Here is a 14,458-nt window from a genome sequence, read left to right on the forward strand (position 1 = left end):
CTAACGTCAATCTGACCCCAGCACCACAAGAACATCGAAATGTTATTATTTTAATTTATTAATACCAAGGTTCATTTCCCTGCTGCATCGCTTTTTCTCAGTAAAGCATTAATGCACGGCTATTAGGACTGAGATTCGACAAAGTGTGCACCGATTAATCGACTAGCTGCAAAAACTAATAATCCAACCAAAATTGCCGAAACCGTTACATCGCCCAACCAATGTGCACCAATGCGTACACGACTCATGGCAGTCAAGATACCCATTGCGAGGCCAAAAATTGTCATCTTTTTTTGAAGAGAAACATTTTGACGTGGTACAAACAATGCTAAGTATAAGAATAACCAGCCTGACATGGTGTGTCCTGAAGGAAATGAATTATGACCATTAATACCATTAATATGGTACCAAGGCGTAAATTCACTAAATGCTTGTCCCGAAACTGTTGTCATTTCATATGGTCGAAAACGTCCCCAAATTGTTTTCATTTCACCAATCATTGTCTGGGCAATAAATACTGTTGCAATACCAACAATTGCAACAACAATTAAGTACGCCATATCTTCATCCGTTTTTTGACTTAACCACCGAGCAAATAGCGCTGAGAGCAAAATCGTGATAACCAACGCTAACGACCAACGCAAAGCTTCAGGATAATTTTTAACAGCCGCTGTGTTGTTAGCAATCCCCATAGGCACACCTTTAGCGATATTATTCAGCATTGAAAAGGTATAACTTAAAGCATCTTGTAGCAATGACAGCGCCTGATTGAAAGCAAATATTAACATCCCACCTGTCATAATAAAACGAATCACGTCATCGGCAACTCGACGCCAAATGTACCAAGCAATCACTTCAGCACAGACAAATGTCACAACTTGTGCACCTTGGTCGGCGTAATTCTGAAAAATATTACCAAAAATAGAATTTTGATTCATGACTGCTTGTGTCACATTCTTATCGAAAAAGGTGGCTATCAATAATGACAATATGCCTAGTCCAAGTAAAGTTAAAACAACTTTTTTCTCCCCACTTGTGGTTCGAAAACTACTGTGATTTAAACCATTACCTGAGTTTAAATATGATGGTCGAACGCTATTATCCCCTGCTAATTGCATCTTTTTACTCCATTTCCTTTTCTATACTTTCATTTTAAACCGGAAGTATAGCTATTACGTCAGGATTATATCTAGATAATGTAAAAAGTCGACTGCTTTCAGTCGACTTTTTACATTATTTTCATTGTGGATCTAATATTTCATTAATCACACTTAAATTATTTTCAGCAACTCCTAGCGAGGCTTGTGGTACATTACTGCCAAATTGCGTACCAGTCTTTTTAGCTGACAAATCTAACGATTGCCTGAGCTTATTGGTAACGCGCTGCTTTTCTGATTCTGGTACCATTTGATAACTCACCCCGCCATACATATCTCCAACGCCTTGCATGTGATCAGATACTTGATTCTTAGTTGCGGGCATATATTTTTTAGCGAGGTTCATAATATCAGCATAGGTCATATCTGTTTCAACATTCGTTGAGATTGATGCCATAAATTTAGCATTCATTAATGTCGATATACTTGCTGACTTTTTCAATAGCGCTTTTAAGACTAAACGCTGTCTGAGTTGTCGACCATAATCACCTTGTGGGTCATCATAGCGCATACGAGAAAATGACAGAGCGGCGTCACCATTCATCGTTGTATAAGTTTTGAAGTTTTTGCCATCTTTAGCATATTCAAACTTTTCTTGGTCTTTAAAAAACTTATAAGTTGCCGGGGTTGTATCTGCTTCTGGTGTGTAGGTAAACGTCAAGGGTGAGGCCACTTTTACACCACCAACTTGATCAATTAGTTTTTCCAAACCACCCATGTTTACCAAAACATAAAAATCAATTGGCACATTTAAATAGTTTTGCAATGTCAACATTGAAGCTCCTACGCCAGCAATGGGAAAAGCTGCATTCAACTTCTGGGGGAATGTATTTTCAGCACCAGAAATCGACATCATGATATCACGTGGAATGGACATCATTGTTGTGGTTTTTGTTTTTGGGTTGACAGTAATCAGCATCATTGAATCTGTGAGACCAGTGCGATCACGTTTCAAGGCCCCAGTATCCGTTCCTAAAACGAGCATAGAAAATGGCTTGCCATCTTTAATAACTTGAGACACTTGCCTGGCTTTAGTGATATCGGCACTGCGTTGCATTTTATTAATTGATTGATGCACATTATTAAGAACGGTCGCAAAAACTACTCCGCCTATAACAGCTAACAACAAAACCAGCGCCAACAGCCAGCGCCAAATTCTGCGACGACGCCTTGGCTTTTTAGGTGGCCTGCCATCACCACCATGATGATTTTGTTTTACTTGTTGTTCACGTCGTTCTGTACGACTCAAATTTTGGTTATCCATGGTTATCCTCGCTCGATAACAATTATTATACCATTAAACGAAATATTGTCGGCCACTGGGTGCTAATGATAAAAGCAATTAGTGCTTATGCACGCCCCGTTATCTTCTTTAAAGCACGATAAGCTTTATACTTCAAGGGTCTAACTGGTAAAATAAAACGTCCGACTAACTGTCTCGCATGGCCTTCAAAAGCTGTTTTAAAGCCTAACACACCATCTGAGCCATCAAAACGGCCAGAAATACCATAGAAGTTATACCTTGGAATACCAAGTGCAACCGCGCGGCGAATCATCATATCTTGAATCTGATAAGGACCATAATAATCTTTGTAGGCCTCATATGTACCAGAATACAAATATGTCATCTCCTGTGGCTGTTTGATAAACAGCGCACCAGCAACGACAACCGTTGCTTGCCCAGCATCAGAGAATTGCTTCGTTGCCTTTTGTATGCGTTGGCTGTGGTGCTGTTTTTGATCTTCAAATTCATGATACTGTCGTTTGAATTTGTCTTGGTTCGGATATTTGCTTATTTTTTCATTAATTTTAGCTAATTTCTGTTCTAATGCAGAGACTTTGTCTCTCTCAGAAGCAATATAAGTCTCAAAATTCAATTCAGCAAATACAAAAATAGCATCATCACCGTAAATATCATAAATCGATTCATAAAAAGCTAAATCTTTATCATGATAGTGTAATCGCTCTGCTGTACTTGCAGTCAACGCTTTAAAACTTGGCAAATCAGTTCGTGATAATTCACGTAATTGAATGCCAAATTGTTTATTCTTTTTTAAATAATATTGTACATTTTTACTATAGGACTTCAAAATGGACTTTTCATCGGATAAATCACTTATATTTTTAACATATTCCCAACTTGGTGACCCAGTCGTTGACATGCCAAAAGTAAAGGGCTCATGCTGAAAACCAAGACCACTCATAGTTGTCATGAATGAGTCATTAACACTTTGTTGCATATCGCCTTTGTTGTTTGTGACTAAATAAGTGACATTAGGTGTCCATTCTATGTATAGTGCGCCTCGTTGCTTAGCAAATTGTCGCGATTTAGTCACAAAGAAATGACAAAGTGCCCGATCATTAAAATCAATTAATGGCCCGCGATCAAATAAAAAAACAGAACCGAAGCGAGTTGTTTCGGTTAAAACGAGTGCGGCAGCAACCACCCGCTCATCATGTTTAACACCAATTAAATAAGGGTGCCGCCCACGTGCCGATAAAACATGATACTGTGCAATTGATTGTGTATAAGTACCCAAAGCATGCTGTTGCTCAAATTTTTCAAATTCTTTTGGTAGTAATTCAACAAAACGATACGGCATAAAAAATTATCCTCTAACATCTATTATATAAAATAAAAAAACGCCCTGCGGACGTTTTAATGAAATTTTATAATTAATATTGACCGGCGTCTGATTCAGCAACAATTGTATCACCAACAATACCAAAACCAACTGAAGTTGCTCTAGGATTGGCAACCCACATGCGGTGACCAGGTGTGCCATTTGTTACCATGTTTGTTTCATTGTACCAAGCATTAACAACATCTCCATAGCCCCAACCAATAGCGACTACTTCACCATTCGTGCGGAAATGATTTACTGGCAAACCGCCATTTGCAACTGCATTAGCTGCACGAGCCGCTGCACGAGCTGACAAACCAGCATCTAAGCTAACTGGGCCCAATCCCAATGCTGAACGCTTTGCATTCAAAGTGTTCAATAATGTTTGGATAGCAGAATTTGGTGTTGCTGGTGTTGCAGTTTGTGCTGGTTGCACTGCAGGCGTAGTTGTCTGAGCTACGGGTGTTACTTGTGTCGTTGCCGTAGTTGTTTCTGCTGCTTGTGTTGTAACAGTAGTTGTTTGTTGTGCAGGTGCTACCGTCTGAGTTGGCGCAACAGTTGCTGGCGCTACTTCAGGTTGTGTCACTTGCTTAGCAGCAGGTGCTGCTGCTACTGGTGCTGCATCACCAGACAAGTTCAACACTTGACCAACACTGATAAAGTTAAGATTTTGAATATTGTTAGCTGCTACAAGTGTTGCCACAGAAGTACCATTTGCAGCCGCGATACGATACAATGTATCACCAGCTTTAACAGTATAAGCACCGTTAGTTGTTGTAGCAGGTGCTTGCGCTGGTTTAGCTTGCGCAGCAGAAGCTGTACCTTCTGTTTGAAGTTGTTGACCCACAAAAATCAAATTGGGGTTGTTAATGCCGTTGGCTTTAACCAAAGCATCAACTGTTGTGCCATTGGCACGGGCAATTTGATTAAGTGTGTCACCAGACTTAACAGTAACTGAGTTAGCAGATGCAGTTGCAACGCCAGCTGCGGCAAACGCACCGGCGGCGACAGCAGATTTAATAATAGTAGATGATTTCATAACAGGGATAACTCCTTAAAGTTCATTCAGTTAAGCAATGCTTAATGTTGTTTGAGGTCTTCTCGACATTTATAAGTGTACCAAACTAGCATAACATGGATGTTTTATCTTTTTTGCACTTCGTTATCAAAAACACAATCAGGTAACTAAAAAGTCTTTTTGGTTATCTTTGTGACAAAACAGTGTCAAAACACCAACAAATTCATGTCATTAAAGAACTGTTCCTGTAAATGACGGATACCAATTTTGATTCAATGTCTGCATTTTAACTCGCTTACTATTTTCATCTACCGACACAAAATGACCACCGCCAACATAAATCGCGACACTATAAGGTTGCTCTGGAATACCCCAAAACAATAAATCACCAGGCCGAGTATTCTCAACCGAATTTAATTCATAAACATCATAAACTAAATCAAGTAATGCTGTGGACCATTCACCAGTCTGACCATCAGCACGAATACTCGACTCATTCATGACAAACGCAACAAACGCACCTGAGGAAGGATACGTCTTCCCCAACTGCGTTAATGCAACATCTAGCCAATTACTTGTCATAGATCTTTATCAATAATTAGAATTGTCCGGCATCAGATTCGCCGACAATCACACCGCCAACAATACCAAAACCAACAGCAGAAGCACGTGAGTTAGCTACCCACATACGATGTCCTGGCTGGCCATTTGGCGTCATCATATTTGTTTCATTATACCAAGCATCAATAACAGATCCTGTAGAGAAGCCATCAGCAACCACTTCACCATTTGTTGAGAAATGGTTTGTAGGAATACCACCATTGGCTGCCGCGTCTTGGGCACGACCCTGGGCACGCGCTGATAATCCAGCATCCAAACGAACAGGAGCTAAGCCTAATGCTGCACGTCGGGCATTCATTGCGTTAACTAATGTTTCAACATCAGATGATGCAGCTGGCGCTGCCTGCTGCGTTGTTGCAACTGTTTGTGTTGTTGCGACTTGGGTCACTTGAGCTGTCGCCGTGCTTGGTGCTGCTGGTGCTTGTTGTTGTGCTGCTGAACCACCGTTTGCTTCATAGGCTGCATATTCTGCTGCGCTCATGAAACCATCTTTGTTGGTATCAGCTGCCGCAATATATTGCACATTTTCAGGTACTGAAGCTTGTGCGGGCTGTGCTGCTGGTGTTGACGCAGTCACAGTAGTGTCGCCACCATTCGCCTTATATGTATTGTATTCTTCTAATGACATAAAGCCATCTTTGTTAGTATCAGCTGCCGCAATATACGATAACTTAGGTGCTGCTGGTGCTGCCTGTTGTGCTTGTTCACTAGCTGTTACAGTAGGTGCTGTTGCCACCGGTGCAGCCTTTAATGACAATTGTTGACCAACAACCACCACATTGTTACTTGCTAAATTATTTAATGATGCTAAAGTTGCGATATTAACACCTGTCTGTTCAGCAATCTTTGATAAACTATCCCCTGCTTGAACCGTGTATGTTGCCCCATCAGCTGAAACAGACTTGGCAGCTGGTGCAGCCACAGTTAGTTGTTGTCCAGCAATGATAAGATTCTTGTCATTGATGTTGTTGGCCTTAGCCAAATCATCAACAGTCGTATTGTTTTCTGAAGCAATACCTGTTAATGTATCGCCTGATTTAACTGATACTGTATCAGCTGACGCAGCGGCATGACCGCCAACAAATGCTGCAACACCAGCAGCAGTTGCTAATAATGTTTTCTTGATATTATTACTCATTATGTTATAGGCTCCGAATAGTTTAGTTTCTCTTAATATTGTTTAACTTTTTGTTCAGTTGTTATATAAATCTTAAGAACATTATCTAGTATAGCTGTCTTGTATAACGTCAACATTTTGCTAATTTATCAATTATATAACATTATTACAAATATGTGACATGGACAAAAAACGCTGTTATATCAAGGGTTTTAAACTGCCTTGACCCTTTTCAATGCGTTAAAAAAAATGACAAACCGTCTCACCAGACCCGTTCGCCATTTCTTTTTTTACACTATTGATTTATTAAAGCTCTTAACACTTTCTTTAGAATTGCATCAAAATACTACCGTAAGTAAATCCAGCGCCAAAACCAGTCAATAAGACACGTTTCCCAGTTAAATTGACTGACTGATTCAATTCATCAAAACCAATAGCAATGCCTGCTGATGATGTATTGCCCTTTCTAATAATGTTTGTTGAAAATTTTGATAACGGTTCATCTAAGTCTTTTGCAATGTATTCAATTAAACGCAGATTAGCTTGGTGTGGAATGAAATAGTCGATATCACTTGGCTTCAGAGATTTTGATGCCAGAAAATCCCTTATGTGTTGTGGAATAAGAGTTGTCACCTCATTAAACACATCTCGACCCATCTGGACGAAAGCATCAGTCTTTGGGTAATTTTCAGCTGACAATTCCTGCAACGGTGGAATACGGCCTGAGTGCACAACATCAGCATTTCCAATTGTATGCATATCTTCACCAGCTAAGAAGCCATTCCCTTGCATATCAGCTGTTAATACAACCGCACCGGCACCATCTCCAAAAAAAACTGTGCTCGTCCGGTCAGTAAAATCCATCATTTTTGAATTCACTTCAGCCGAAATGACTAATGCATGTTGGTAAACACCAGAACGTAGAAATTTGTCAGCCGTACTCAATCCAAAGATGAATCCTGAGCAAGCCGTCATAATATCGTACGCCCATGCTTTATTGGCGTTTAAATTACGCTGTACCAATGCAGCAGTTGATGGTGCTAAGCCATCAGGCGTAAATGTTGTCACAATAATTAAATCAATATCTTCAGCGGCCAAATCGGCTTTGTCCAAAGCTAGCTGTGCTGCTTTAGTTGCCAAGTCACTCGTATTTTCCCCCTTCAACGACATGTGTCGCGTTTTAATCCCGGTATGAGATTGAATCCACGCATCGCTGGTATCCATTATTTTGGCTAAATCATCATTTGTGACAATATCACTTGGTACATAATGAGCGCTGGCTAATATTTTACTTCCGGGCATGTTTTTTCCCCTTTAATGTCTATCAGTGTTGCGATAGGTGCTCATTTTGTGCACTGATTAAAATTATTTATACTTATATTATTGTATCTGATTTTATGCTTAACGCAAGTTGTTCGCATTATCACGCCACAATAAAGTTGTTTGGGGTTGATCGAATCGATGCCAATTGAAAGCATGATAAACGCTCATGCCCAAATAATCAGTATCTCTAAAATCAGCATATAAAACACTACCTACCGGTAAAATACCTAATAAGTCATGCCACAAATCGATTATAGTTGGGACATCATCACCAAAAGTCCATCCCAGACGATAATCTTCTTGTGCTTGAAAAATAAGAATTGCAGCAACAACATGTTGTCGTGATAACCTCACAATACTATGCTCAAAATCAAAAGACGCTTGGTTATAAGTTAACTGGCGATAATCAATATTAGCAGAGGCAGGATTAACGCGATTGATACGTTCATAATGATCACGCAATAATAATAGCACTTCATGCTTTAAATCACCTTCCAAGTCTAAAATAGAAATAACTGGATTTCCTTTGTAATCACGGACATTTAATTTAGAGAAATAAGTATGATATAGTGTCTCAAATCCTCTATCTTCTAAAAATCCTTTGCTAATATTATCAGAAACTTGCGCTATTAAACCTTTGTGTTGCTTATGTGCAACGGATTGTATCTCCCATACCGTTTCAACAGCCATATCTGCTACATTTGATAAGACATAATTACTTGGGTGATTTGTGTTTAATTTATAAAATGATGACATGTTTTTTCCCTCTATCGTTTTATTGCTCGTCTCGATAAAAAGCTATAAACAGGAAAAGAATCAGCTCGTGATTCGAACTGATTCCTTATACCTCATTGCACTGCTTCAAGTGCTGCTAAACGTTCTTGCGTCGCCCGCAACTTTTCTTGCCAATCTGCTAACTTTTGTTTTTCAGCAGTTACAACCGCCTCGGGTGCTGAATTGACGAATTTTTCGTTATTCAACTTACCTGATGCACGCTTAACTTCACCAGTAAACTTTTTGACTTCTCCTGATAACCGCTCGATTTCAACTGTGATATCAATTAATTCTGCCAAAGGAACATAAATTTCTGCTCCTGTAATCACCTGCGACATAGCCAAATCTGGTACTTCAATGTCGGCAGCAATACTTAGTGACTTTGGATGGACAAAACGATTAATATAATCTGTATTTTCATTAAATATTTGAATTAAATTATCATCTGTCGTTTTAATCAGTAAATCAATTTCTGTTGACATTGGGGCATTCGCTTCTGAACGAATATTGCGAACCGCGACAATCAAATCCTGCAGTGATTTAAACGCTGATTCAGCTTGTTCATCGTGAAGTGCTGCATTGACGACAGGATAACGTGTAATTGAAAAGTCAACATCTTTACCGGCTTGGTCTGGCATCTCTTGCCAAATAGCTTCCGTCACAAACGGCATAATAGGCTGTAATAAACGCAATGTTTGATCCAAAACATAGGCCAATGTTTGTTGCACTGGCGTTTTATCGCCATCACCGTTTAACGTTTCTTTGGTCATTTCGATATACCAATCAGCAAAATCTGACCAAATGAAATTATATAATTCACGACCTGCTTCACCAAACTCAAATTTATCAAAGTTTCGCGTCACATTGTCGATTGTTGTATTTAAGCGCGACAAAATCCACTTATCAGCCAATGTTAATTGCGTTAAATCTGGTAATGTTGAAGGTGTATGATCATCTAGGTTCATAATGACATACCGCGACGCATTCCAAATTTTGTTAATGAAATTCCACGCTGCATCCATTTTGTCATAAGTAAAGCGGACATCTTGTCCAGGTGTCGATCCCGTAGCTAAGAACCAACGCAAGGCATCGGCACCATATTTTTCAATGACATCCATTGGGTCAACGCCATTACCCAATGATTTAGACATTTTACGTCCCTCGCCATCACGAATCAAACCATGAATGAGCACATTTTTAAATGGTCTTTGTCCCGTAAATTCTTTCCCCTGAAACATCATACGTGCAACCCAGAAGAAAATAATATCATACCCTGTCACTAATGTGTTAGTTGGGTAATATTTTGCGAAATCACCGGTTGTGTTTTCCGGCCAGCCCATGGTTGAAAATGGCCACAATGCTGAACTAAACCACGTATCTAAAACATCAGGGTCACGTTCCCAGCCATCACCGTCAGGGGCTTGTGTCCCCACAAAGATTTCCTCTTGATCCGTCCCTTTATTTTTATACCAAGCTGGAATCTGATGACCCCACCATAACTGACGAGAAATTACCCAGTCGCGAATATTTTCCATCCAACGTGTAAATGTGTCTTCAAATCGTGCGGGTACAAATTCAACTTTTTCATCTGGCTTTTGTTGCATGGCTAACGCTTGTTCAGCCAGTGGGGCCATTTTAACAAACCATTGCGTTGATAGTCTTGATTCTACTGGAACACCAGTTCTTTCAGAATGCCCAACTGAATGTACAATTGGGTCGACTTTTAACATATAATCGCCAGCTTCTAAATCAGCCACAATAGCTTTACGGGCTTCAAAGCGTTCCATCCCATTATACTTACCAGCCAAGGCATTAAGATGTCCATCGTCCGTCATGGTGTTAATACGTTCTAAGTTATGACGGTTACCTACTTGGAAATCATTTGGATCGTGTGCTGGCGTAATCTTGACCATCCCAGTACCAAAATCTTTTTCAACATATTCATCGGCGATAATAGGAATTTCACGTCCAACCAATGGGACCATCACAGTCTTACCAATGAGATCTTTATAACGTTCATCACTAGGATGTACCGCGACAGCAACGTCACCAAACATCGTTTCTGGTCGTGTTGTCGCAATTTCAATATAATCTTGCCCATCAAACGTTGTCCCATCTGTAAATGGATACTTTACGTGATAGAAGGCGCCTTCATCATCTTGATAGATAACCTCAATATCAGATAATGCTGTTCGTGCCTGTGGATCCCAGTTAATAATATATTCACCACGATAAATTAAGCCTTTGTTGTATAAATCAATAAAAACCTTATTAACTGCTTTATTCAGACCCTCATCTAACGTAAAACGCTCACGGTCAAAGTCTAACGACAAACCCATTTTACCCCATTGTTGTTTAATCGTTGCAGCATATTCATTTTTCCAATCCCAAACTTGTTCGACAAACTTTTCGCGGCCCAAATCGTAGCGTGATACTCCTTCAGCACGCAAACGTTGTTCAACTTTAGCCTGTGTTGCAATACCTGCATGATCCATGCCTGGTAACCACAAAACATCCATTCCTTGCATTTTTTTCTGTCGAATAATCATGTCCTGTAATGTTGTATCCCAAGCATGACCCAGATGTAGCTTTCCCGTTACGTTTGGTGGTGGAATCACAATGGCATAAGGAGCTGGCTCGTTTCCTTGAATGGCCTGGTTCGATTCAGGGGCAAATAATTTTTTTGCTTGCCAAGTATCATAACGCCCTGATTCAACTGACGTTGGTTCATATTTTGTTGACATATCAATATCACGCATTAACTTAATTTCTCCTCATTTAGTGCACCAATTAAAAAATCGTCCTAAAACACAATTAGGACGATTTTCACCGTGGTACCACCTTATTTGCTGTCGCTATTTACAGCGCCAACCACTCTAACAATTATCAAATTTTAAACACTTAGCAACCTTGGGCATTAACATGACTGATTTACAGCACCATCAGCTCTCTACACATGTATTTGCTTAATCCTCTAAGATAATCCTAATCTTACTAGAATTTCTAGTGTCCGTCAAGTTAACATGAGTTCATATAGCGTGAACTCATGAAATATACATTATTTTTGCTTCCTATGGGGGTATTGATATGGATTAAAAACCAAAGATAGCCAAGGTATATTTTGTACTAGACGTACCACCAGTAAACTAATACACCAAGCACTGATTAGTGTCAGAAAAACCAATAAAACATAAGATTCCAGACCTAACTTCTGTAGTGCTATCCTGATGACAGAAGCAGCAGGCGCATGGACTAAATAAATAATCAAAGAATACCGGCCACAATCGGTGAAATGATTGCCAACAGAACCCAATTTAATATGTGAAAACAGATATAAAAATAACGGTATGCTACTCAACTTCGCCAAAACGTCAGTTGGCGTCATCATATCAGTAACAAACCAAGTTGAACCACCAAAATTTGCTTGAACAATGCAGCCCAAAGCAAATAAAGCCACGCTCATAATAAATAGCAATCGATCATGTAACATCAATGGTTTCTTTTTTAACAGATATCCAATGTAAAAACTACTTGTCCACATACATACGCCTTGTAGTATATATGGTAAATGAATGATTTGACTGAGACTTAGAACAAGTAATAACAGATAAATGGTTAATTGTAAAATAGGTGATATATTTAATATAGACAACAGACCAACCAAAACAAAAACAAAAAAAAGCACATATAAATACCACAGATAACCAATCGGTAAAACACCAATGTGGGCCAAATCTTGCCATGAATTGAGATGGTGTACATCTGTACCCAGATGCTGTAACATGACGTAAATCACTGAAAAAATGATATAGGGTACGCCTAAACTTATTATTTTTTTCTTTAAACCAGCTAAGAGTTCTTTACACCCACTCACTGGTTTGTATACAAACCCTGATAATGCAAAGAAAACTGGCATTACAAATGTAAACAATATACCCATTGTTGCTTCTGCAAAAAAATTGAACTGGCGATACTGTCCTGTCTTATAGATGCCTTCAAGGACATGAACAAGTACGACAAAAAAAATAGTGATCCCTTTTGCTAAATCTAACCACGCAATGCGTTTCACAATTTATTCTCCACGATAATCATTTGAATTATTTCAAACCAACACTGATACGAAGTGCCTGAGCAACCTGCTGCATCTCTTGTGAATTAGCGCTAATATGCGCTATTTTGTCACGCAACCGGCGCTTGTCAATAGTTCTAACTTGCTCTGTTAGAATCACTGAATCGCGCTTAATGCCGCCCATATGAGCTGGCAACAATACATGCGTTGGTAGCTTTGGTTTAGAAATTTGAGAGGTAATAGCAGCAACAATTGTTGTTGGTGAGTTTGCATTACCAACATCGTTTTGAATAATCAGAACTGGCCTTACACCTGATTGTTCTGAACCAATGCCTTGTTTCAAATCGGCATAGAAAACATCGCCACGTGTCACAACTTGATATTCTTCTTTCATAAAATGTCTCACTTAATTATGTACGCGCCACAGCGCTTAAACTATTTTTTATATATTCTAGGTAATCTCGGACCAAAAGATGTCAAAATTTCATGAGGAATCGTATTTGCATAATCAGCAAATTCTTCAACAGTAATCTCATTATCGCCATCACGACCTATTAATGTCACCTCTGTACCAATAGGATAGGCTTGATCTAAGGCAATCACAATTTGATCCATGGTAATGCGGCCAATGACATATGTTACTTTCCCATTAATTAACACGCGCATCCCAGCCATACGTCGTAAGTAACCATCTGCATAGCCAATAGGTAAAGTTGCAACCCACTGTGGTTTTTGTGCCGTATAGGTTGCCCCATAACTAACCGATTCACCTGTTATTAATTGATGTACTGCCCCAATACGTGATTTTAAAGCAAAAACGTGTTTGAGCGGAATTGGCAAAGTCAACAATGGCGCGCCCGGATTGTAACCATAAAGTACCGAACCAACGCGGATAGTACGTGTATCAATTTCCTGGGTATGCCACAACGCAGAACCTGAATTCGCCAAATGCCAATATTGACGTGGAATACCGGCAGCAGTTACCCAATCGTTAAATCGTTGTGCTTGCTGTTTATAGTAACCAATATTACTATCATCCGCTGTGGCAAAATGTGTAAAAACACCGCCAAGCTCTAGTTTGTCATTATTCTTGATATAACGATATACTGAATCAACAGCCTCTTTGGAATGAGCACCCATACGCCCCATACCTGTATCAACAGCCAATTCAACATCTAAGGTAGCACCTTCTGGTATTGCTTGTAATGCGACTGACAACCAATCAATTGACTCAATTGCAGGGGAAAGCCGATATTTGACCATAACGTCTACATGGGCAATATCTTGAACCCCTAACAATACAATACGATAATTTTGATATGCTAATTCTTGGCGCAGTTTAATCCCCTCACCAATAGTTGCAACAGCAAAATCTCGCACACCTATCTCATAGAGAGCATTAGCCACTGGTGTAGCCCCATGCCCATAACCGTCTGCTTTCACCACAGCAATTAAACGTTTCGCCCCAGCATGTGCCATAATACTCTGAGCGTTTTCTTGAATGGCCCCTAAATCAATTTCTATCCAAGATGGCCGTGTCAATAAAGTATCTTTTTGTTCTGTCATAACTATAAAACTCCACGTTTTGGAAAAAACTTCAAACTCAGACGTTCTAGAATTGTTAATCGCTCAATAATAACAACAGTATTCACGAAATCACCACTATGTGTAATCGCAACATATGTTTTATAACGAAAATTTTTGACCTGCATAATCGGTCGGCCATTAGGTTCATTTAAAATTTCAATATCATGC

General features: G+C 39.5%; 13 protein-coding genes (1 of these 13 running past the window's edge). All 13 read right to left on the bottom strand.

Going from position 1 to position 14,458, the window contains the following annotated elements:
* Positions 1–122 precede the first annotated feature (122 nt).
* Positions 123–1,118, bottom strand: coding sequence for a phosphatase PAP2 family protein (locus FGL72_RS07255; RefSeq protein WP_004901329.1), 996 nt, complete (start codon positions 1,116–1,118; stop codon positions 123–125).
* A gap of 121 nt (positions 1,119–1,239) precedes the next feature.
* Positions 1,240–2,421, bottom strand: coding sequence for an LCP family glycopolymer transferase (locus FGL72_RS07260; RefSeq protein ID WP_146992876.1), 1,182 nt, complete (start codon positions 2,419–2,421; stop codon positions 1,240–1,242).
* A gap of 85 nt (positions 2,422–2,506) precedes the next feature.
* Positions 2,507–3,760: an aminoacyltransferase gene (locus tag FGL72_RS07265; protein ID WP_040189820.1), complete on the bottom strand. Its 1,254-nt coding sequence runs from the start codon at positions 3,758–3,760 to the stop codon at positions 2,507–2,509.
* Positions 3,761–3,833: 73 nt separating this feature from the next.
* Positions 3,834–4,820, bottom strand: a complete 987-nt coding sequence (locus FGL72_RS07270) for a LysM peptidoglycan-binding domain-containing protein (RefSeq protein ID WP_146992878.1) — start codon at positions 4,818–4,820, stop codon at positions 3,834–3,836.
* A 210-nt stretch (positions 4,821–5,030) separates the two neighbouring features.
* The gene (locus FGL72_RS07275) at positions 5,031–5,381 is read right to left on the bottom strand and encodes an NlpC/P60 family protein (RefSeq protein WP_004901335.1); all 351 of its coding nucleotides are present in this window, start codon (positions 5,379–5,381) and stop codon (positions 5,031–5,033) included.
* A gap of 16 nt (positions 5,382–5,397) precedes the next feature.
* Positions 5,398–6,558: a LysM peptidoglycan-binding domain-containing protein gene (locus tag FGL72_RS07280; RefSeq protein ID WP_004907537.1), complete on the bottom strand. Its 1,161-nt coding sequence runs from the start codon at positions 6,556–6,558 to the stop codon at positions 5,398–5,400.
* A gap of 306 nt (positions 6,559–6,864) precedes the next feature.
* Positions 6,865–7,839 carry a beta-ketoacyl-ACP synthase III gene (locus tag FGL72_RS07285; RefSeq protein ID WP_085699776.1) on the bottom strand — a complete coding sequence of 325 codons (975 nt, stop codon included), beginning with the start codon at positions 7,837–7,839 and terminating at the stop codon, positions 6,865–6,867.
* 99 nt (positions 7,840–7,938) lie between these two features.
* On the bottom strand, positions 7,939–8,616 hold the full coding sequence (locus tag FGL72_RS07290) for a hypothetical protein (RefSeq protein ID WP_146992880.1): 678 nt from the start codon (positions 8,614–8,616) through the stop codon (positions 7,939–7,941).
* A 92-nt stretch (positions 8,617–8,708) separates the two neighbouring features.
* Positions 8,709–11,393, bottom strand: coding sequence for a valine--tRNA ligase (locus FGL72_RS07295; RefSeq protein ID WP_085699772.1), 2,685 nt, complete (start codon positions 11,391–11,393; stop codon positions 8,709–8,711).
* A gap of 299 nt (positions 11,394–11,692) precedes the next feature.
* Positions 11,693–12,703, bottom strand: a complete 1,011-nt coding sequence (locus FGL72_RS07300; protein WP_085699770.1) for an acyltransferase family protein — start codon at positions 12,701–12,703, stop codon at positions 11,693–11,695.
* A gap of 28 nt (positions 12,704–12,731) precedes the next feature.
* Positions 12,732–13,097 carry a type II toxin-antitoxin system PemK/MazF family toxin gene (locus FGL72_RS07305; RefSeq protein WP_004901352.1) on the bottom strand — a complete coding sequence of 122 codons (366 nt, stop codon included), beginning with the start codon at positions 13,095–13,097 and terminating at the stop codon, positions 12,732–12,734.
* 41 nt (positions 13,098–13,138) lie between these two features.
* Positions 13,139–14,269 (bottom strand): alanine racemase, encoded by a 1,131-nt coding sequence (gene alr, locus FGL72_RS07310; protein ID WP_040176552.1) that lies wholly within the window; start codon positions 14,267–14,269, stop codon positions 13,139–13,141.
* Positions 14,270–14,271: 2 nt separating this feature from the next.
* Positions 14,272–14,458, bottom strand: partial view of a holo-ACP synthase gene (gene acpS / locus FGL72_RS07315; protein ID WP_004901356.1) — the 3' portion only. 221 nt of this gene lie beyond the right edge of the window; only the last 187 of its 408 coding nucleotides appear in the window; the start codon falls outside the window, past its right edge; the stop codon is at positions 14,272–14,274.

Source organism: Leuconostoc citreum, from assembly GCF_007954785.1.
GTDB classification, from domain to species: domain Bacteria; phylum Bacillota; class Bacilli; order Lactobacillales; family Lactobacillaceae; genus Leuconostoc; species Leuconostoc citreum.